This window comes from Maritimibacter dapengensis, from assembly GCF_019218265.1.
Taxonomy (GTDB): domain Bacteria; phylum Pseudomonadota; class Alphaproteobacteria; order Rhodobacterales; family Rhodobacteraceae; genus Maritimibacter; species Maritimibacter dapengensis.
In genome coordinates this window covers 972624-993283 of record NZ_JAHUZE010000002.1, presented here as the reverse complement: position 1 = coordinate 993283, position 20660 = coordinate 972624, and the positions used below count along the sequence as shown (strand labels likewise).

At 62.8% G+C, this 20660-nt stretch carries 21 protein-coding genes; 17 read left to right on the top strand and 4 right to left on the bottom strand.

The features are described 5' to 3' along the window. The first annotated feature begins 200 nt into the window (after window positions 1-200). Window positions 201-740 carry a lytic transglycosylase domain-containing protein gene (locus KJP28_RS11240; protein ID WP_218392872.1) on the top strand — a complete coding sequence of 180 codons (540 nt, stop codon included), beginning with the start codon at window positions 201-203 and terminating at the stop codon, window positions 738-740. A 140-nt stretch (window positions 741-880) separates the two neighbouring features. Here the strand turns inward: KJP28_RS11240 and KJP28_RS11235 are convergent, their stop codons facing one another. Together KJP28_RS11235 and miaA are read right to left on the bottom strand one after the other, a co-directional pair. After that, on the bottom strand, window positions 881-1690 hold the full coding sequence (locus tag KJP28_RS11235; protein WP_218392626.1) for an AraC family transcriptional regulator: 810 nt from the start codon (window positions 1688-1690) through the stop codon (window positions 881-883). Between the two features lie 267 nt (window positions 1691-1957). After that, window positions 1958-2875: a tRNA (adenosine(37)-N6)-dimethylallyltransferase MiaA gene (miaA, locus tag KJP28_RS11230; RefSeq protein ID WP_218392625.1), complete on the bottom strand. Its 918-nt coding sequence runs from the start codon at window positions 2873-2875 to the stop codon at window positions 1958-1960. Window positions 2876-2993: 118 nt separating this feature from the next. On the opposite strand from miaA, the gene pyrH reads away from it, so the two are divergent. From pyrH to fabZ, 10 genes are all read left to right on the top strand, one after another. After that, window positions 2994-3752, top strand: coding sequence for a UMP kinase (gene pyrH, locus KJP28_RS11225; RefSeq protein WP_218392624.1), 759 nt, complete (start codon window positions 2994-2996; stop codon window positions 3750-3752). Window positions 3753-3877: 125 nt separating this feature from the next. Continuing rightward, window positions 3878-4444 (top strand): ribosome recycling factor, encoded by a 567-nt coding sequence (gene frr / locus KJP28_RS11220; protein WP_218392623.1) that lies wholly within the window; start codon window positions 3878-3880, stop codon window positions 4442-4444. A gap of 62 nt (window positions 4445-4506) precedes the next feature. Beyond that, a complete protein-coding gene (gene uppS, locus KJP28_RS11215; protein WP_336245328.1) occupies window positions 4507-5241 on the top strand; it encodes a polyprenyl diphosphate synthase in 735 nt (244 codons plus the stop codon). Next, window positions 5241-6104, top strand: coding sequence for a phosphatidate cytidylyltransferase (locus KJP28_RS11210; RefSeq protein ID WP_218392622.1), 864 nt, complete (start codon window positions 5241-5243; stop codon window positions 6102-6104). The genes uppS and KJP28_RS11210 overlap by 1 nt, the downstream gene beginning before the upstream one ends. Then, the gene (gene dxr / locus KJP28_RS11205; RefSeq protein ID WP_218392621.1) at window positions 6101-7270 is read left to right on the top strand and encodes a 1-deoxy-D-xylulose-5-phosphate reductoisomerase; all 1170 of its coding nucleotides are present in this window, start codon (window positions 6101-6103) and stop codon (window positions 7268-7270) included. The genes KJP28_RS11210 and dxr overlap by 4 nt, the downstream gene beginning before the upstream one ends. Window positions 7271-7293: 23 nt before the next feature. Next, window positions 7294-8631: an RIP metalloprotease RseP gene (rseP, locus tag KJP28_RS11200; RefSeq protein WP_218392620.1), complete on the top strand. Its 1338-nt coding sequence runs from the start codon at window positions 7294-7296 to the stop codon at window positions 8629-8631. A 126-nt stretch (window positions 8632-8757) separates the two neighbouring features. Next, window positions 8758-8889 carry a hypothetical protein gene (locus KJP28_RS19970; RefSeq protein ID WP_255552307.1) on the top strand — a complete coding sequence of 44 codons (132 nt, stop codon included), beginning with the start codon at window positions 8758-8760 and terminating at the stop codon, window positions 8887-8889. A gap of 157 nt (window positions 8890-9046) precedes the next feature. Further along, a complete protein-coding gene (gene bamA, locus KJP28_RS11195; protein WP_218392619.1) occupies window positions 9047-11392 on the top strand; it encodes an outer membrane protein assembly factor BamA in 2346 nt (781 codons plus the stop codon). A 29-nt stretch (window positions 11393-11421) separates the two neighbouring features. After that, window positions 11422-12048 carry an OmpH/Skp family outer membrane protein gene (locus tag KJP28_RS11190; RefSeq protein WP_218392618.1) on the top strand — a complete coding sequence of 209 codons (627 nt, stop codon included), beginning with the start codon at window positions 11422-11424 and terminating at the stop codon, window positions 12046-12048. Between the two features lie 93 nt (window positions 12049-12141). After that, a complete protein-coding gene (fabZ, locus tag KJP28_RS11185) occupies window positions 12142-12606 on the top strand; it encodes a 3-hydroxyacyl-ACP dehydratase FabZ (protein WP_218392617.1) in 465 nt (154 codons plus the stop codon). Between the two features lie 18 nt (window positions 12607-12624). On the opposite strand, the gene mnmA is transcribed toward fabZ, so the two are convergent. After that, complete coding sequence (gene mnmA, locus KJP28_RS11180) at window positions 12625-13770, bottom strand: tRNA 2-thiouridine(34) synthase MnmA (protein ID WP_218392616.1); 1146 nt, start codon at window positions 13768-13770, stop codon at window positions 12625-12627. Between the two features lie 141 nt (window positions 13771-13911). Between mnmA and sciP the strand changes: the two genes are divergently transcribed. The 5 genes from sciP (at window position 13912) to KJP28_RS19965 (ending at window position 19623) form a co-directional block, all read left to right on the top strand. Then, window positions 13912-14190 carry a CtrA inhibitor SciP gene (sciP, locus tag KJP28_RS11175; protein WP_218392615.1) on the top strand — a complete coding sequence of 93 codons (279 nt, stop codon included), beginning with the start codon at window positions 13912-13914 and terminating at the stop codon, window positions 14188-14190. A gap of 98 nt (window positions 14191-14288) precedes the next feature. Further along, window positions 14289-15008 carry a response regulator transcription factor CtrA gene (gene ctrA, locus KJP28_RS11170; RefSeq protein ID WP_218392614.1) on the top strand — a complete coding sequence of 240 codons (720 nt, stop codon included), beginning with the start codon at window positions 14289-14291 and terminating at the stop codon, window positions 15006-15008. A gap of 140 nt (window positions 15009-15148) precedes the next feature. Further along, on the top strand, window positions 15149-17281 hold the full coding sequence (ligA, locus tag KJP28_RS11165) for an NAD-dependent DNA ligase LigA (RefSeq protein ID WP_218392613.1): 2133 nt from the start codon (window positions 15149-15151) through the stop codon (window positions 17279-17281). Next, window positions 17278-19368, top strand: a complete 2091-nt coding sequence (gene recG, locus KJP28_RS11160) for an ATP-dependent DNA helicase RecG (protein WP_218392612.1) — start codon at window positions 17278-17280, stop codon at window positions 19366-19368. Before ligA ends, recG begins: the two co-directional genes overlap by 4 nt. 132 nt (window positions 19369-19500) lie before the next feature. Continuing rightward, entirely contained in the window at window positions 19501-19623 is a 123-nt protein-coding gene (locus KJP28_RS19965; protein ID WP_255552306.1) for a hypothetical protein, read from the top strand. 167 nt (window positions 19624-19790) lie between these two features. Here KJP28_RS19965 and KJP28_RS11155 read toward each other — a convergent pair whose 3' ends face one another. Then, window positions 19791-20234, bottom strand: coding sequence for an iron-sulfur cluster assembly scaffold protein (locus KJP28_RS11155; RefSeq protein ID WP_218392611.1), 444 nt, complete (start codon window positions 20232-20234; stop codon window positions 19791-19793). A 64-nt stretch (window positions 20235-20298) separates the two neighbouring features. Here KJP28_RS11155 and hisI point away from each other — a divergent pair, with 64 nt between their 5' ends. Beyond that, window positions 20299-20658, top strand: a complete 360-nt coding sequence (gene hisI, locus KJP28_RS11150; RefSeq protein ID WP_218392610.1) for a phosphoribosyl-AMP cyclohydrolase — start codon at window positions 20299-20301, stop codon at window positions 20656-20658. The last annotated feature ends 2 nt before the right edge of the window (window positions 20659-20660 follow it).

Below are 20660 nucleotides of genomic sequence, written 5' to 3'. Positions count from 1 at the left end.
TCTGGAAAATTTGTTTCAACGTTTACATCACCCGAGCGCGGTGAAGGAAAGGTTAAAATCCCGACGAGAATGCGGTCGGGGTGGTGGGCGCCTGTGCGTGCGCCAAGGGTGGCGGCAGGTCTCGTTTGCGGATATAGTGCCGCAAAACGGAGATCTGGGGCGTGAGGACAAAACTCCTGACAGGCGCATGTGCGCTGACGATGGCTTGGGGTGTGCCGGTGACGGCGGACACCCTGTTTTCGTCGTCGAATGGACGGTCCAACTTCAACAAGGCGCTCGAACTTCTCGATGGCCGCGCCTCCGATCAATACGCCGGGTCCGTGCGGTATCAGCCGCGCCCGAAAGACGATCAGGTGCCGCGCTATTCCGGAAAGTACAAGGGTCTCTACCTTGAAATGGCCCGGACGGTTGCCAAGCAGCATTCCATTCCCGAAGACCTGTTTTTGCGGCTCGTGCAGCAGGAAAGCGGGTGGAACCCGCAGGCGGTCTCCCATGCAGGTGCGATCGGGTTGGCGCAGCTCATGCCCGAAACCGCCGCACGTCTGGGCGTCGATCCGTCCGACCCGAAGCAGAACCTCGAAGGCGGGGCGCGTTATCTGCGGCAGCAGTACAACAAGTTCAGGTCGTGGAAGCTTGCATTGGCGGCCTACAATGCCGGTCCCGAGGCGGTGACGAAATATGAGGGCGTTCCGCCCTATGCCGAGACCGAAGGCTACGTGAAAGCGATCCTCGGCGGCTGACCGGATCTGCGCTTCCTGAAATTTTCGTTGATGGTGCGTTCAGGATTTCTGACACGGCGAACACGTATGTTCATCCATACGTTTGCCATACGTATTCCATACGCGTTCCATATGTGCGGATTTGCGTTGCGCCGAAAGGTTTACCCACCGCGCCGGAACTGGCTGGGGGTGCGACCCGTGTGGTTCTGGAACGCCCGCGTGAAATAGGCGGCAGAGGCGAAACCGAGCGAGGAGGCGATGTCCTTGATCGGCATATGCGTCTCGGTCAGCAGCCGCCGCGCCTCATAGTGGACCCGGTCCGCGAGGATGGCCGATGCGGGGCGTCCGCAGGCCTTGTTGCAGACGCGGCTGAGATGCGTCGGCGTCACGCCGAGGTCCTTCGCATAATCCCGCACCGACTTGGTCGAGTGGAAATCCTGCTCGACCAGCGCCGAATACGCCGCCGCGAGCCGCGATGAGGCATCTTCGTCCGGCTCTTCGATGTCGAGCGCGCGCATCTGCCGTTCGATCCAGACGGACAGGAGCCCGGCGTGGCACAGCATCGCCCGGTCGGATGCGAGATTGCCGCTTTCCAGCTCGGTCTGGAGGTTCTCGATCAGCCGGTTCAACTCGATATGCTGATCGGCTTCATGCAGACGCAGGTGAACAGGCTCCTCGGGCAGCGACAGCTCACGCTCCACACCCACGGGGAACACGACGATCATGCCGTGAACGGTCGAGTTCATCTCGAACCCGTGCATCGTGCCCGCAGGCACGAAAATGGCGTTGTGTGAGGTGTAGCCGGAGGTCTTGCCGTTGATCGTGATGCGGCCTTGACCGCGGGTGAACCAGAGCAGGACAGGAGCGCCATAGCTTCGCATCGCTTCCGTCCGCCAGCGCCCCCCATTCGCGAGTCGTGCCAGTGGAATGACGCGGAATGGCGAGGAAAGCAGCGTGTTGGCGGTGTCCATGTGTCTTCGGTCCCCCGTTGTTCGTTCTTTTTATCCGCCTTGTCCCAAGTCGACATGCTGCAAGAACTGAATGGTTCCACGGACACTCCCAAATGCCCGGCGCGATGTCATAAAATCCCTTGGTTCAGGCGGGAAACCAACGGAACCCTTCCTGATTACCCGATTCCCGCCCACCTGTCGCGCGACTTTTCCACAGTCCAGCGGAAATCGTGTGGATAAGTTCAAGGTCACGCGCGGATGTTCCCGATGGGACACAGTTTACGCCCGTCAATTTCCCCCGGGAAGCGGTATCTGGTGCCATTTAGACATGCGAGAGCGGAACCATGTGCGTTGTCGCTTGGCATATTGTTGCGAAGAGACAATTGATGCCTCCCGCGCTTCGTCGATTGTCCACGTCCCGCGCAGGTGCGCGATGAGTTCCTTGGCCCCGATCGCCTTGGCCGACGGCAGGTCCGGCGAAAAGTTATCCATATTCGCGCGAGCCTCTTCGAGCGCCCCGGCGGCGAGCATCGCGTCGAAGCGTCGGGCGATGCGATCACGTAGCCAATCGCGCTCCGGCATGAGGACGAGTGGGAGGGTGTCCGAGAGTTCGAGCCTTGGCGCCGGGGTGTCGTCCTGCCAGTCCGCCAATCCGCGACCGGTGGTCTTCTGCACCTCCCACGCGCGGGCGACGCGGGCCGGGTTCCGGGTGTCGATCCTTGACAGCGTGTCCGGGTCCAGCTCCGCCAGAAGGGCTTCTATGCCGCTTTCTGCCAGACGTGCCTCGCCTTCCTGTCGGACCGAGCCGGGCGTCGGCGGAATTTCGGCCAGCCCCTCGGTCAGGGCCGAGAAGTACAGCCCGGTTCCGCCGACGATGATCGGGCGACGGTCACCTTGAAGGATTGGTTCCAGGTCGCGCAGCCAGTCGCCCACGGAATAGAGCGCATCGGCGGGCAGGAAGCCGTAGAGTTCGTGTTTTGCGACTTCTTCCTCGGCGGGCGAGGGCCGCGCGGTGAGAATGCGCCAGTTTTCATAGACTTGCAGGGCATCTGCGTTGACGATCACGCCGTCATGCTCACGCGCGATTCGAAGTGCGAGGCCGGATTTGCCAGACGCCGTCGGCCCCGCGATCAGAACCGGACGGGACGGTGGCAGGGGATCGAGCAGCGCGTCGATTTCCGTGTCGTCGAGATCGCTGCCGTTCATGCGTCGCCCGTTGATGCCTGCCTCGCCACCGGACAACCGATCACGGATTGCGCCCGCCCACGATTTCCGACATTTTGCAGCGCAATCCATACATGAGCCGCGAGGACGACGCAAAGACATGACCGAGGACGCCCAAGCCGCCCCCGCCGACGACCAGCAACCGACCTATCGCCGGGTGCTTCTGAAAATCTCCGGCGAGGCGCTTATGGGCGACGCGGGATACGGGCTGAACCCGCCCACGGTCCAGAAGATCGCCGAAGAGGTCAAATCCGTCCACGACATGGGCGTCGAGATCTGCATGGTGATCGGTGGCGGCAACATCTTTCGCGGGCTCGCCGGCAGCGCGCAGGGGATGGAGCGGACCACGGCGGATTACATGGGGATGCTCGCGACTGTGATGAACGCGCTGGCCATGCAATCCGCGCTCGAGGGTCTAGGGGTGTTCACCCGCGTGATTTCGGCCATTCGAATGGACGAAGTGGCAGAGCCGTATATCCGCCGCCGCGCGGTGCGCCACCTCGAGAAGAAGCGGGTGGTGATCTTCGCTGCCGGAACTGGCAACCCCTATTTCACGACCGACACAGCCGCGACGCTCAGGGCCAACGAAATGGCCTGTGAAGCGATCTTCAAGGGCACGAAGGTGGACGGGGTCTATGACAAAGACCCGAAGAAGTATTCCGATGCCGTGCGTTACGACGAAGTGAGCTATGACGAAGCGCTGGCAAAGCGGCTTGGTGTCATGGACGCCTCGGCCATTGCGCTCGCCCGTGACAACAACAAGCCGATCATCGTGTTCAGCCTCGACGAGCCGGGTGGCTTCAAGGGCATACTGGCGGGAGAAGGCACCTATACGAAGGTCACGAACAAGAAGGGCTGATAGCGCAATCATCGGGCCGGGATGAATCCGCGCGAGCGGTCCGGGCGAGGCTATACAACCGCGGAACGTTGGGGCTATACAGCGCGAAACGACCCGCAGGAGGCGGGATACAGGAGGTAAGAGCCATGGCTGACGGCGATATCGAGATTGATCTGGACGACCTTGAACGGCGCATGGAAGGCGCGATGGGCGCTTTGCGCACAGAGTTCGCGTCGCTGCGCACGGGCCGTGCATCGGCCACGATGCTGGAGCCGATCCATGTCGAGGCTTATGGTCAGCGCACGCCGATCAACCAGGTCGGCACGGTGAACGTGCCCGAGCCGCGCATGGTGACGATCAACGTGTGGGACAAGAGCCTCGTGAACGCCGTGGAAAAGGCGATCATGGAATCGGGTCTGGGTATCAACCCGCAGACCAACGGCACCATAATCATGCTGCCGATCCCGGAGCTGAACGAAGAACGGCGCCGCGAGCTTGCCCGCGTCGCTGCGCAATACGCCGAACACGCCCGCGTCGCGATTCGCAACGTGCGGCGCGACGGCATGGAACAGCTCAAGAAAGCCAAGAACGACGGCATGAGCGAAGACGATCACAAAATCTGGCATGATGAGGTGCAGGAGCTGACCGACAAGTTCATCAAGAACGTGGACGGGGCGCTCGAGCACAAGCAAGAAGAGATCATGCAGGTCTGAGGTCTCACCGAGATCACACCGGGCAACCAGCCAGGGACGGGCAGGTCAGCGAGGGTAGGACAGTGAACGATCAATCCGGCATCGAGGGGAACAGGCAGAAGGATCTGCATGTCGCCTTCATCATGGACGGCAATGGTCGGTGGGCGAAGGCGCGCAGGCGTCCGCGCCCATTCGGGCATCAGGCGGGCGCAAAGCGCACACGCGAAGTCGTGGAGGCCTGTCCCGACCTCGGCGTCAAATACGTCACCCTCTATGCCTTCTCGACCGAGAACTGGAAACGCTCGCGCACCGAGATCACGGCGCTCATGGCGTTGTTTCGGCATACGATCCGCAAGACGGCCCGCGAATTGCACGCCGAAGGTGCGCGGGTGCGGTTCATCGGGGATCGGACGCCGCTTGACAAGAAGCTGTTGAAACTGATGGACGAATTGGAAACGCTCACCGCGGGCAACGACCGGGTGCATGTCACCGTGGCGCTGAACTATGGCGGGCGGGACGAGATCCTGCGTGCGACCCGGCGGATGGCCGAGGCCGTGAAAGCGGGCGAGTTGGAGCCGGATGCGATCGACGAGCACACGTTGGAAGGGTATCTCGACACGGCTGGAATTCCCGACCCGGACCTCGTGGTGCGGACGTCGGGCGAAAGCCGCACGTCGAATTTCCTGACATGGCAGTCGGCCTATGCGGAGTATGAATTCACCGAGACGCTCTGGCCCGATTTCGGGCGGGAGCAGTTCGCAGAAGCGCTCGACAAGTTCGGGTTGCGCGAACGGCGTTACGGTGGTGCGGAGAGCTGATGGCTGACGGCGCCACGTCACAAGGCAAATGGAATGATCTGAGCACGCGGGTCATCTCGGCAGGGGTGATCCTCGCGCTGTCGCTGGCGGCGTTGTTCGTCGGTCCGTGGGCATGGTCGGTGTTCGTGCTGATCGTCTACGTGCTGATGCTGCGCGAGCTGGCGAAGCTCTGCGAACCGGGCATCCCGACACTGCGCCGCTGGATCATCGCGCTCAGCCCGCTGGCCGTGCTCGTCATCGCGTGGCTTCTGCCGTTGGTGGGGGGCGACGACCCCGAGGGGCTGGACGAAGTCTGGACCGCGTTCCGGCTCGGTATCCTGCGGGTGCTTCTGGTCGGCCTGGTGCCGCTCGCCTTCGGTCTGTTGGTGTTGCGTGACGGACATCGGACGTGGCTGGCCTATGGTCTCGTGCTGGCAGGGGCCGCGATGGCGCTGACCTATGGGCAGGTCGTTGTCGGTCCGCGTGGCATTCTCGTCCTTGTTGGAATCGTGGTGATTTCGGATGTTGCCGGGTATTTCGCGGGCCGCGCCTTCGGCGGCCCGAAGTTCTGGCCGAAGATCAGCCCCAAGAAAACGTGGTCCGGCACCGTCGCGGGCTGGATCGGGGCTGGCATATTCGGTGCGATCCTTGGCCCTTCGGTCGTGGAGCTCACGCCGCTTGTCGCCGGGATCGTCGCCATGGTGCTCGCCTTTGCCGGGCAGATGGGCGACATCGCGGAAAGCTGGATGAAACGCAGGGCAGGGGTGAAGGACAGTTCGTCGCTCATCCCCGGTCACGGCGGCGTTCTCGACCGGCTCGACGCGCTTGTCGCCGTTGCCGCGCTCGCCGGGGTCGGCTGGCTGATCTGGGGAGTGAGCGCATGACGCGGCGCATTTCGATATTCGGGAGCACCGGCTCCATCGGTCTGTCGACGATGGACCTGATCGCGCGCGACCCGGAGGCATATCAGGTCGTTGCGCTGACGGGCGGGCATAATGTGGCGCGGCTGGCGGAACAGGCGAAGGCGTTGAACGCCGAGGTCGCCGTCACGGCGCATGAGGACAACCTCGACGCGCTGCGCGATGCGCTTTCCGGCACCGATATCGAGGCAGCGGCGGGCGAAGCGGCCATCGAAGAGGCTGCGCGCAGGCCTGCGGACTGGGTCATGTCGGCCATCGTCGGTGCCGCCGGGTTGCCACCGGGTTTGGCCGCGCTGGAAGAGGGGGCCTGCCTTGCGCTTGCGAACAAGGAAAGCCTTGTCACCGCGGGGCCGCTCATCATGGGGACCGCCCGGAAACACGGGAGCCGCATCCTGCCGGTCGACAGCGAACATTCCGCCGTGTTCCAAGGGCTCGTAGGCGAAGACATGGACGCGGTCGAGCGCATCATCATTACCGCTTCGGGCGGGGCGTTTCGTGACTGGCCCTTGGAAAAGTTGGCCGAGGCCACGCTGGAGGAGGCGTCGAGTCACCCGAACTGGGACATGGGCCAGCGGATCACCATCGATTCCGCCTCGATGTTCAACAAGGCGCTGGAGCTGATCGAAACCAAGGAGTTCTTCGGGATCGACCCTGCGAAGATCGAGGTCATCGTGCATCCGCAGAGCCTGATTCACGCGCTGGTCGGGTTCAACGACGGGGCGCTCATGGCGCATGTCGGCCCGCCGGATATGCGCCACGCCATCGGCTATGCGCTGAACTGGCCCGAGCGGCGGACCTTGCCTGTGGACCGGCTCGACCTTGCCGCCGTGGGGAGCATGGATTTTCGCGCCCCGGACGAGCGCCGCTGGCCGGCGCTGCGGCTTGCACGAGAGGTCATGGAAGCAGGCGGCATGGCCGGGGCGGTGTTCAATGCCGCCAAGGAAAGCGCCCTCGACGGGTTCATCGGCCACCAGATCGGCTTCCTGCGCATGTCCGAAGTGGTCGAGGAGGTGTTGACGGCCTTGTCAGTTGACCAGAGCCTTATGAACGCCGCATTCACACTTGATAACGTCCGCGCCGCTGACCAGATGGCACGCATGCGCGCAAGAGAGATCATCGCCGGGGGCTGACCCCGCGAAAGGAGAACCGTCCCTTGGACCTGACCAGTTTGATCCCGTCATTCGGGAACGTGGCCTTTACGCTCGTCGCTTTCATCATCGCGCTGACGATCATCGTCGCGATCCACGAATACGGCCATTATATCATCGGCCGGATTTCGGGCATCAAAGCGGATGTGTTCTCGATCGGGATCGGGCCGGTCCTGGCCAAGAAGACCGACAAGCACGGCACGCAATGGCAGATCGCGGCGCTTCCCGTCGGCGGATACGTCAAGTTCCGGGGCGATGCGAACGCGGCGTCGGCGGGCGTGGACGAAGACGCGATGGAGGGTCTTTCGGACGAGGAGCGGCGGCATACGATGCATGGCGCCCCACTCTGGGCGCGGGCGGCCACGGTCGCGGCGGGGCCGGTGTTCAACTTCATTCTCTCGGCGATCATCTTTTTCGGGATGGCCTATCACACCGGGATCGCGACCGATCCGTTGACCGTCGCGCGGCTGACGCAAGTGCCGGGTGTCGAAGGGCTGGAACCCGGTGACCAGATCCTGTCGATCGGTGGGCAGGAAACCCCGAGCCTCGAGGAATTCGGGGATTACGTGGGCGAATTGCCCAACGAAAGCCCGCTGGAATACGTGGTGCTGCGCGACGGGCAGGAAGTGACCGTCGAGACGCTGTATCCCTATCCGCCCTATGTCGGATCGGTCACGCCGCAATCGGCGGCGGCGGATGCCGGGCTGGAACAGGGCGATCTCATCACGCAGGTGAACGGAGAGGCGGTTTCGACCTTCGAGGAACTGCGCACCATCGTCGGTGAGGGGGACGGCGAGGCGCTCGACCTGACCATCAATCGCGGTGGCGAGATGATCGACGTGTCGTTGTCACCGCGTCGCGTGGACCTCCCGCTGCCGGAAGGTGGGTTCGAGACCCGCTGGCTGATCGGCGTGTCCGGCGGGATGATCTTTGAACCGGCGACGCGCGCGCCGTCGTTCGGCGAGGCGATCACGTCCGGCGTCAATCAGGTCGGGTACATCATCACGTCGTCCCTGTCGGGCCTTTGGCACATGATCACCGGCGCGATTTCGAGCTGTAACCTGCGTGGACCCATCGGCATTGCCGAGACGTCGGGGGCGGCGGCCAGCCAGGGCGTGTCGAGCTTCATCTGGTTCGTGGCGGTGTTGTCCACTGCGGTCGGGCTTCTGAACCTTTTCCCGATTCCCGTGCTGGATGGCGGCCATCTGGTGTTCCACGCCTATGAGGCTGTCGCAGGCAAACCGCCCAGCGATGGCGCGATGCGAATCCTGCTGACCATCGGCATCGCGCTCGTACTTGGGATCATGCTGCTGGGCGTGACGAACGATCTGTTCTGTCCCTGACATCTTTGTCCCGGCCCGCATAAGGGTCCGGCCAGCGCAAATGCCCCGAATTTGCCGCAATTCGGAAATGCTTGCGCCCGAATCCCGGATCAATGTCGCATTGAATTGGGACAAAGGGACATCGAGATGGACTACATCCAACAGGGTTATCGCGGCCTTCACCTGCTTTTCGACCTGAACTGGGACCGACTGCTTTACGTCGGAACGCTGGTCGCCGCGCTCGGCTGCGGCGGTCTCGTGGGCGCGATTCTCAACTGATCCGGCCTGTCCCGCTTGGTCGGGACAGACGCGCGCGAAACGCAAATGTTTCCGGGCCGCCATAGTGCGGCCTTTTCGCTGCTTGCACGCTTTGACATCACGCGGCTTTGTCGTTAGTCACACTAGGGACTGGGATGTCTGAGCGGATGATAACAACATGACGTATAACGAGCAGCGCGCCGCCCGTTTGAATGGCCTGCGCAAATCCGTCTTCGCGCCAGCGGCGACTGCACTTTTCCTCGGTGTATCAGGGGCTTCCGTGGTAACGCCGACCGCCGTGATCGCGCAATCCTACAGCTTTTCATCGGTCCAGATCGTCGGCACTGAGCGAATCTCCGCCTCGACGGTTCTGTCCTACCTGGGAATCGGCAAAGGACAGACCGTGTCCGCCGCCGAACTGAACGACGCCTACCAGCGCCTGACCGGGTCGGGATTGTTCAACACGGTCGAACTCCAACCGCGCGGCAGCACGCTGGTGGTGCGGGTGCAGGAATACTCGATGATCAGCCGGATCAACGTCGAGGGGAACCGCCGCAAGGAAGACGACGAGCTGATCGCGCTGATCCAGTCGCGTCCGCGCGATGTCTTTTCGCCTTCGGTGGCCGAACGTGACGCGCAGATCATCGCTGAGGCCTATGCGGCCGACGGGCGCATTTCGGCAGAAGTCGTGCCGCGCATCATCCGCCGTGGAGGCGGGCGCGTGGATCTCGTGTTCGAAGTTGTCGAAGGCAAGAACGCCGAGATCGAGCGTCTGTCCTTCTCCGGCAACAGGGCGTTCACGGATTCGCGGCTTCGCCGTGTCCTGACTTCGAAACAGGCCGGCATCCTGCGCGCCTTCGTGCGCGCCGATACGTTCGACCCGGCCCGGCTCGAGTTCGACAAGCAGGTCCTGACGGATTTCTACAATTCTCGTGGTTTCGTCGATTTCGAGGCGACTGCCGTTTCCGCGGAAGTGCCGCAATCGCGCGATGGGTATCAGGTGACGTTCCAGATCACCGAAGGCCAGCAGTTCTCGCTCGGCAAGGTCGACACGATTTCGGAAATCGACGGGCTCGACCCTGCGGAGTTCGAACGTGTCGCGCGGCTCAATCCCGGCACGATCTACAACCCGACCAAGGTCGATCAGGCCATTGCACGGATGGAGCGGCTCGCCGCACAGAAAGGGCTGACCTTCGTCAATGTCGAGCCGCGGGTCACCCGCAACGACCGTGAAGGCACGCTGGACGTGACGCTCGCCATCGTGCGCGGTCCGCGCGTGATCGTCGAGCGGATCGACATCGAAGGCAACCAGACGACGCTGGACCGCGTTGTACGCAGCCAGTTCCGCACCGTCGAAGGCGATCCGTTCAATCCGCGCGCCATTCGTGACGCGGCCGAACGCATCCGGGCGCTTGGCTACTTCGCGAACGTAGACGTGCAGGCGCGGGAAGGGTCCGCCAGCGACCGGGTCGTGGTCGATGTGGACGTGGAAGAGCAGGGGACGGGGTCGCTCTCGTTCGGGGCGGCGTATTCGACCGCGACCGGCTTTGGCCTGAACGCATCGTTTCAGGAAACGAACTTCCTGGGTCGTGGGCAATTCATCAAGGCGGCCTTCAACGGTGGTGTGACGGCGCGCAACTACGAGTTCTCCTTTGCTGAACCCAACCTGTTCGGACGGGATCTGGTTCTCGGCATCGACGCGTTCTATACCGAGACGACCGCGAGCGCCTATGCGATGTTCGACTCCACCAACGCGCGGATCGAGCCGTATCTCGAGTTTCCGGTATCGGCGACCAGCCGTGTCGCCGTCCGCCCGTTCGTGGAAGGCGGGCGAATCTCGAACGTGGATCCCGCGAGTTCTGCCGTGCTGAGCGCGGAAGCGGCGCGGGGCTGGCAATTCGGCGCAGGTGCCGGGCTGACCTATACATTCGACACCGCTCGCAATGCCATCGACCCGACGTCGCGCGCATTCCTGCGCCTGACCGGCGATGTGGGCGGCCTGGGCGCCGACAACCAATACATCAAGGCGACCGCACTTGCGCGTGTTCAGACCAAGGTTCTGAACGACGAAGTGACGCTGCGGGCCGAGGCCGAGGCCGGTGCTGTCTATTCCCTGAACGGGGCTGGCAGCCGGATCACGGACCGGTTCCTGCTCCCGGCAAGCCAGCTTCGCGGGTTCGCACCCTACGGCGTGGGACCGCGTGACCTGACCGCAGGCAACATGGACGCGCTTGGCGGCAATTACTTTGCCGTGGCGCGGGCGGAAGCACAGTTCCCGCTCGGACTGCCCGAAGAATATGGGATCTCCGGCGGTGTGTTCGCGGATGTCGGCACGCTCTGGGGGCTCGACAACAATCTTGGCGGAACGATCGACGATTCGATGTATCTTCGTGCCACGGTCGGTGCGTCGTTGTTCTGGGACACGCCTGTCGGACCGTTGCGGTTCAACTATGCGATCCCGCTGCGCAAACAGCCCTATGACAACGAAAACCGGTTCGAAGTCACCATCTCGACCTCGTTCTGACCGATTGCGCAGCATAAGGGGATGACCCCATGCGCCTGATGTCACTTGTCTTTTCTGTTGCCCTCCTGGCCGGTTTCGCCGGGCCAGCAGGGGCGCAGAGCCTTGGCCAGGTCGTGTCACCGATCCTGACCATCGACCGCGACGCGCTGTTTGCCGATACGATGTTCGGACAACGGGTCAACGACCAATTGGAAGCCGAGTCCAACGCGCTTGCCGAAGAAACGCGCGGTATCGAATCCGCTTTGGAAAAGGAAGAGCGAGCGTTGACCGTGCAACGCGAAACGCTCACGCCGGAAGAGTTCCGGGCGCTTGCGGACGAGTTCGACGAGAAGGTCGTGGCGCTCCGGAACGACCGCGACACCGCGCAACAGAATTTCGTTCAGAGGTACGAAGAGGCGCAACGCAGTTTCTACAATCAGATCGGACCCGTGCTTGGTCGTCTGATGCAGGAACGCGGTGCGGTCGCCATTCTCGACAAACGGTCGGTGTTGTTGTCGGTCAACGCGATCGACGTGACCGAAGAAGCGGTCGAACGGATCGACGAAGAGCTTGGCGATGGATCCGACGCGGCCGCCACGGACAATCCGGCGCCCGCGCTCGATGTCACGCCTGTCACACCAGCGCCGGACGAGACGCCTGAGTTGCCGGACGACTGACGGTTTTTCTTGTGGCCGCCCGCAGGCTTTGCGAGAACGAAAGGGACGAAAGGTCGCCGCGCAGAACGGCCCGACCACCGGAAGGACATGACCATGACCGAAGTGCCAAGCACTGCCGATATTCACCTGATCCAACGCTGCATTCCGCATCGCTACCCGTTCCTGTTCGTGGACAGGGTCGAAGACATCGTGGCGAACGAGCGGGCAGTCGGCATCAAGAACGTCACCTTCAACGAACCGCATTTCCAGGGCCATTTCCCGGCCACACCGGTCATGCCCGGTGTCACCATCGTCGAAGCGATGGCGCAGACTTCGGCGGTTATGGTGTCCTTGTCACTCGATCTCGTCGACAAGGAGCCGCTGGTCTATTTCATGGGGATCGACAAGGTGAAGTTCCGGCGCAAGGTCGTGCCCGGTGACGTTCTTAGGATGGAGATCACCACGATCCGGGGCGGGTCGAAGATCTGGAAATTCAACGGAGTCGCGACGGTGAACGGCGAAACGGCCTGTTCCGCAGAGTTCTCCGCGATGATCGACCTCAGCCAATCGCAGGGTTGAGGCGCGCGGGCCGAGCCGTCAGGCACCGGCCCAGATCCAACCACCACCGAACACCCGGCTGCCATCGGGTGCGTAGAAGACGCAGGCCTGCCCCGGGCTGACGCCTTCTTCCGGCGTCAGCAGTTCGACTTCTGCCTCGGTGTCCGACAGGGGCCGGAGGATCGCTTCGCGCGGCGGACGCGTGGAGCGGACCTTGACGGACAAGTGCCATTCGTCACGGTCGGTGAAAGCCTGGTCCCCGAGCCAGTTGACCTCGCGCACCGGAATGATCCGTGTGGCGAGCATTTCCTTCGGCCCGACGATGACCTGCCGGTTCTCGACGTCGAGTTTGACCACGTAGAGCGGGTCCGACAGCCCACCGATGCCGAGGCCACGGCGCTGTCCGATCGTGTAGTGGATGACACCCTCGTGGGTGCCGAGCACACGACCATCCACATCGACGATTTCACCCGGTTCAGCAGCACCCGGCCGCAGTTTCTCGATCACACCGGCGTAGTTCCCATCCGGCACGAAGCAGATGTCCTGGCTGTCCGGCTTGTCGGCTACTTCGAGCCCGAACTCGCGGGCAAGGGCGCGGGTTTCATCCTTGGTCTTGAGATGCCCGAGGGGGAACCGCAGGAAATCGAGCTGTTCTGGGGTGGTCGAGAACAGGAAATAGCTCTGGTCCCGAGCCGGGTCTGCGGCCATATGCAATTCCGGCCCCGTCTCGCCGACGAACCTCTGGATATAATGGCCCGTTGCCATGCAATCGGCATCGAGATCCTGCGCCGTGGCGAGCAGGTCCTTGAATTTCACGCGTTCGTTGCACCGGATACAGGGCACCGGGGTGGCACCGCCAAGGTAGCTGTCGGCGAATTCCTCGATCACGGCTTCCTTGAAGATGTTCTCATAGTCGAGCACGTAATGCGGGAAGCCCATTTCCTCGGCCACGCGGCGCGCATCATGAATGTCGATGCCCGCGCAACATGCGCCTTTCTTGGCCAGCGCAGCGCCGTGATCGTAGAGCTGAAGCGTCACGCCCACCACGTCGTAACCTTCGCGCGCGAGCTTTGCGGCGACGACCGAGGAATCCACGCCGCCCGACATCGCGACGACGACGCGCGTCTCGGATGGCGGCTTGGCGAAGCCGAGGGAGTTCAGCATCTGGGTTTCATCGAGGCTCATGGCCGCTCCATGCCCGCAAGGGCGCCTGGGTGCAAGAGGCAGGGAATATAGAAAAATTCGAACTAACGACAATACCCTGTTTCACGCAAACTTAAGCACCTCGCGCGAATGTGTCCCGGAAAGTTCACGAGGGACGCTGTGATGTACCTTAAAAAGATTGATGGGCCGCGGGCGGTGCGGTTGCCCGATGGCAGCCATTTGACGCGCGCCGACCTGCCACCTTCCAATACGAAAAGGTGGGTCGCGTCGCGCAAGGCTTTGGTGGTCAAAGCCGTGAAGTTCGGCCTCCTGACGATGCCCGACGCCCTGACGACCTACGGTCTGTCGGAAGAGGAATTTCTGGAATGGCGCAACGCGGTGGAAACGCACGGCGAAGCAGCGTTGAAGGCCACTGCACTGCAAAAGTATAGACAACCTTAGGTAGAGTGCGCTAAATGTTCCGCAGGGGTAACCCGGTGTTAACCATTTGCGATGATTGTCTTTATGACCGGAACGGGAACTTTACTGGAGATTGACCAATGCGCATTCTGCTCGTCGAAGACGACCCTACCACCTCGCGTTCGATTGAGCTCATGCTCACCCATGCGAACCTCAACGTCTATTCCACCGACCTTGGGGAGGAAGGCGTCGATCTCGCCAAGCTCTATGATTACGATCTTATCCTGCTCGATCTGAACCTGCCTGACATGAACGGGCACGAAGTGCTGCGTCAGCTTCGCATGAGCCGGATCGAAACGCCTATCCTGATCCTCTCGGGCTCGGACGATACCGATAACAAGCTGAAAGGTTTCGGTTTCGGGGCTGATGACTATATGACCAAGCCATTTCACCGCGACGAACTGGTTGCGCGGATCCATGCGATCATCCGGCGGTCCAAAGGCCATTCTCAATCGGTCATCCAGACCGGGCGTGTGGCGGTCAATCTGGACGCGAAATCCGTCGAGGTCGACGGGCGTTCCGTGCATCTGACCGGCAAGGAATACCAGATGCTCGAGCTTCTCTCGCTTCGCAAGGGCACGACGTTGACCAAGGAAATGTTCCTGAACCACCTCTACGGCGGCATGGACGAGCCCGAACTGAAAATCATCGACGTCTTCATCTGCAAGTTGCGCAAGAAACTCGCGGAAGCGACCGGCGGCGAGAATTACATCGAAACCGTCTGGGGACGCGGCTACGTTCTGCGTGACCCGGAGGTTGAAGTTGCCGACCTCGATCCGAAGGTCGCCCTCGGCGCCTGATCACTCTTTCCCTCCGTTCATCGTACACTTCCCCGGCAGCCTCTCTGCCGGGGTTTCTTTTGCGCTCTGTTTCATGTTTGCGGGTGGACGGAGGTCATGGGCAAATCTATTTCTTGAAAGGCAGGAATTTGGAGGCGCCGATGGCCGATCTGGCTCGCAAAGACGCAGACAAACTGGACGAGGATGAAGCCCGGGCCGAACTCGCCCGGCTGGCCGACCTGCTCGCCAAGGCGAACACGGCCTATCACGCTGAGGATGCGCCCTTCATTTCGGATGCCGAGTACGACGCGGCCAAGCAACGCAATGCACGGATCGAGGCACGCTTCCCGGGCCTCAAGCGCGAGGACAGCCCGAGCGAACAGGTCGGCGCGGCCCCGTCGGAAGCCTTTGCGAAGGTGCGTCACCGGGTCAAGATGCTTTCGCTGGGCAACGCTTTCGACGACGACGACGTGCGCGAATTCGATGGCCGCGTGCGTTCGTTCCTCGGACTGGGGCCGGACGCGCCGATGACCTATACCGCCGAGCCGAAGATCGACGGTCTCTCGCTCAACCTGAGATACGAAAACGGTCTTCTTGTCGAAGCCGCCACGCGCGGCGATGGGGCCGAGGGCGAAAACGTCACGGCCAATGCGCGCACGATCGACGATATTCCGCAACGGATCGACGGCGCGCCGGATGTGCTCGAGGTTCGGGGCGAGGTTTACATGAGCCACGCGGATTTCGCGGCCCTGAACGAAAGGCAGACCGAACGCGGCGGCAAGACCTTCGCCAATCCGCGCAACGCCGCGGCCGGATCGTTGCGCCAACTCGACAGCCGGATCACGGCCGAGCGCCCGCTGAGGTTTTTCGCCTATGCCTGGGGCGAGGTGAGCGAGCCTTTGGCCGACACCCAGATGAGCGCGATCGGACGGCTCGCAGCCCTCGGGTTTTCGACGAACCCGCTCACGGCTACGGTCGACGGCCCCGACGCGATGATCGCGCATTACGAAATGATCGCCGAGCAGCGCGCGACGCTGGGCTACGATATCGACGGCGTCGTCTACAAGGTCAACGATCTCGCGTTGCAGGAGCGGCTTGGCTTCCGCTCCACGACCCCCCGCTGGGCGACGGCGCATAAATTTCCCGCCGAGCTGGCCTGGACCTGGCTCGATGCCATCGACATTCAGGTCGGACGCACGGGGGCGTTGTCGCCGGTCGCACGGTTGACGCCAGTGACGGTGGGCGGGGTCGTGGTGTCGAACGCCACGCTGCACAACGAAGATTATATCGCCGGACGCGACTCGAACGGGCAGGAGATCAGGGGCGGCAAGGATATTCGCGTGGGAGATTGGGTGCAGGTTTACCGGGCCGGCGACGTGATCCCCAAAATCGCCGATGTGGACCTCGACAAGCGCCCCGGCGATGCGGTGCCGTATGCGTTTCCCGAGACCTGCCCGGACTGCGGGTCGGAGGCGATCCGGGAGCCGGGGGATGCGGTGCGCCGGTGCACCGGCGGCCTGATCTGCCCGGCGCAGGCGGTCGAGAAGCTCAAGCATTTCGTCTCGCGCGCGGCCTTCGACATCGAGGGGCTGGGCGCGAAGCAGGTTGAGGCGTTTTACCACGACGAGTCTTTGCCAGTGAAAGAGCCCGCCGACATCTTCACGCTTCAGGCCCGCGATGCCGAAACGATCGCGAAGCTCAAGAACCGGGATGGATGGGGCGAGAAATCGGCCGCGAACCTGTTTGCCGCCATCGACGAACGGCGCAGGATCGAACTCAACCGCGTGATTTTCGCGCTTGGCATCCGGCATGTGGGCGAGAACGCCGCCAATCTGATCGCGCGGCATTACGGTGACTGGGCGACATTCGAGGCCGCGATGACCGAGGCGACGCCGGGTGACGGCGCGGCGTGGGACGAGCTTCTGAACATCGACGGGGTTGGCGCGGTCATGGCCACATCGCTCGTCACGACCTTCCATCAGGAGCGCGAGCGCGCTTCGATCGACCGGCTCGTCGCCGAACTCGACATCCAACCCGTCGAAGCGCCTTCGACGGAAGGAAGCCCGGTGGCCGGCAAGATCGTGGTGTTCACCGGCACGCTTGAAAAGATGACACGCGCCGAAGCAAAGGCCACGGCGGAACGGCTGGGCGCGAAAGTGTCGGGGTCGGTCAGCGCCAAGACGGACCTTGTCGTCGCAGGACCGGGGGCGGGATCGAAGGCGAAGAAGGCCGAGGAACTTGGGGTCGAGATGATCGACGAGGACGGGTGGCTCGCCCTGATCGGCGAGGCATGACGACCCGTCCCGAAATCCTTTTCCCGCTCTTTGCCGATCTCGAAACGCTGGGCGGGATCGGGCCAAAAAGTGCGAAATCCTACGCGGCGCTGGATATCGAAAAGCCGCGCGACCTGTTGTTTTCGTTGCCTTATGCGGGGGTGGACCGCTCGTTCCGCGCCTCGGTGACCGAGGTTCAGGCGCCTGCCACCGTAACGGTCGAGGCCGAGGTCGGACGGCATCTTCCGCCGTCGGGGAAAGGACGCCCGTATCGTGTCGAGATGCACGATGCGCTGACCACCTTCCTCGTCGTGTTTTTCCACGGCAACCCGGACTGGATCATGAAACAACTGCCCACCGGGCAGCGCAGGATCGTCTCGGGCAAGGTCGAGCTTTTCGACAATGTCGCGCAGATCGTTCATCCGGACCACATCCTGCCGCCGGGCGAGGCGGACCATATCCCGGAGTTCGAGCCGGTCTATCATCTTGCCCAGGGCATCACCCAGCGGCTGATTTTCAAGGCGGTGGGCGAGGTTCTCATGCGGGTTCAGCCGTTGGCCGAGTGGGTCGATCCGGCCCTGAAGACGCAGGAGCATTGGCCCGACTGGCACGATGCGGTGCGCAAGGCCCATGCGCCAGAAGGTCCGGACGACCTGTCGCCACAAACGCCGGAGCGACGGCGGCTGGCCTATGACGAGTTCTTCGCCCATCAATTGACGCTCGCGCTTGCGCGGTCGCGCATCCGGCGCAGCAAGGGGCGTGCCTCGGTTGGCACCGGGGCGTTGCAGGACAAAGTGCGCGCGGCGTTGCCGTACCGGCCGACCGGCGCGCAGGAGCGGGCGATTGCGGACATTTCCGCCGATCTGGCGGACGGCAAACGCATGAACCGGCTGCTTCAGGGCGACGTGGGGGCGGGCAAGACGCTGGTCGCGTTCATGGCGCTGCTCACCGTTGTCGAGGCGGGCGGGCAGGGGGTGATGATGGCCCCGACCGAAATTCTCGCGCGTCAGCATCTGGAAAGTCTGCGCCCTATGGCGGAACAGGCGGAGGTCGTGGTGGAGTTGCTCACCGGGCGGGACAAGGGGCGGGACCGGGCGGCCAAGCTCGACGCGCTTCGGCGCGGGGACATTCACATCCTCGTCGGCACCCATGCCGTGTTTCAGGACGATGTGGAATATCACGACCTACGGCTTGCCGTGGTCGATGAACAACATCGGTTCGGGGTGACCGAACGGATGCGGTTGGGGAAGAAAGGCCAGGCGGCGGATGTGCTTGTCATGACGGCCACGCCGATCCCCCGGTCCTTGGCGCTCGCGCAATATGGCGACATGGACGTGTCGGTGCTGGACGAAAAGCCGCCGGGGCGGAAGCCGATCACCACGTCGGCGATCCCGACGAACCGGATTGGCGACGTCGTGGCACGGCTGCAATCCGCGACCGCCGAGGGGCGGCAGGCCTATTGGGTCTGTCCTCTCGTCGGTGAAAGCGAGGTGAGCGAGCTCACCGCCGCAGAGGAACGGTTCAAATACCTGCGGGCCGCGCTTGGCGAGGGCGTCGTAGGGCTTGTCCACGGGCAGATGCCTCCGACGGACAAAGACGCCGCGATGGCGGCGTTTCAGCGGGGCGAGACCAAGGTTCTGGTCGCCACGACCGTAATCGAGGTCGGGGTGGACGTGCCGAATGCGACGATCATGGTGATCGAGCGGGCCGAGCATTTCGGGCTGGCGCAGCTTCATCAGTTGCGGGGGCGCGTGGGGCGCGGGTCCGCCGCTTCGACGTGCCTGCTGCTCTATCAGGCTCCGCTGAGCGAAAACGGGAACAAGCGGCTCGGGATCATGCGCGACACCGAGGACGGGTTTCGGATCGCGGAGGCGGATCTTGAGATGCGTGGGGCGGGCGACGTCATCGGCACCGCGCAATCGGGTTTGCCCCGGTTCATGGTCGCAGATTTGGAACATCAGGCGGGGCTCATGGCGGTGGCGCAGAAAGACGCGCGCAAGCTGTTGGCAGATGATCCTGACTTGACCAGCCCCAGGGGAGAGGCGGCGCGTGTTCTCCTTTGGCTGATGCGGCAGGATGAGGCAATCCGTTTGATTTCCGTGGGTTAACCCGATCTGGAACAAAAAGTTCGCAAATGTTCTAAAAAAGTTCTTGCCAGAACGACCAGTAATATGTGAACAAAGCGTTAACAGAGAACAAAAACAGCACACGGCTTGGCCGGTCAGAGCAGGAGAGCGAAGATGTTGAACGAGATCAAAGGTATTTTGACGCGGTCGCATGCAACGATCTGGCAGGACATGATCGGCGGCACCGCTCTTATGGTCGGACTTGTCGGTGTGCTTTATTTGCCCGGTCTTCTCTGACGCCAGTTTCTGCCTGCGGATCAAGGGTCCGGCATCACGTCCCAAACCCGATGCCCGGCGTTCCCCGCGCCAGTTGTCCTACCCCGGTTTTCTGCCTCTATCCGCCGGGGGTGACCCGATCACCGCACAACTCACCGCCGCCTCCCGCCCGGAGCGCGGCGGTTTTTTTATGCGGCGGCCTGTGCTTCGTCCATCGCGGCGAGAACGGCCTCCCAGGCCAGAAGAATCGAAGGGTGACGGTTTTTGAATTCGCGGGCCGGGCGCAGGACTTCGAGATCGTCGAACGGAGCAGGCGGCGTTGGTCCGTCTTCTTTCAGCATTGCGACGATCATATCGCGGGTTTCGGCCAGCGTTTCGCGGTCCTGCCCGATCACATGCGCGCCAAGGATCGAGGCGGACGCCTGTCCAAGCGCGCAGGCTTTGACGTTCTGGGCGAAGTCGGCGATCTTGCCGTCCTGCACCACGACATCCGCCGTCACGGTGGAGCCGCACAAGGGCGAGCGTTGTTTCGAGCTGCCCTGAGGCGCATCGAGTCGGCCCGCATGGGGAATGTCGGCGGCCAGCGCGAGGATGCGCTTGGAGTAGAGCTTTATCAGGTCCGCGTCGCTCATGGCTTTTCCTTCGTCTTGCTTCCCCCTAGATAGGACGGGCGCGCGGATTTGGAAAGGAAGTGCCATGCCCTTCGACACCACAACTTTGCGATTTGACGCAAATGGGCTGATCCCCTGTATCGCGCAGGATGCCGGGACCAGCGAGGTTCTCATGATGGCGTGGATGAATGCCGAGGCTGTTCAGCGGACGCTGGAGACGGGGCGTGTCACCTATTGGAGCCGTTCGCGACAGAGTTTCTGGGTCAAGGGCGAGACGAGCGGTCACACGCAGGAGCTGGTGGATTTTCGCGTCGATTGCGACCGCGATTGCCTTCTCGTCACGGTGCGGCAGGAGGGTCCGGCCTGCCACACGAACCGGCGGAGCTGTTTCTACACGGCGGTGCGCGACGGTGCGGAAGTCGAGTTGATGGAGCCGATGGGCTGACA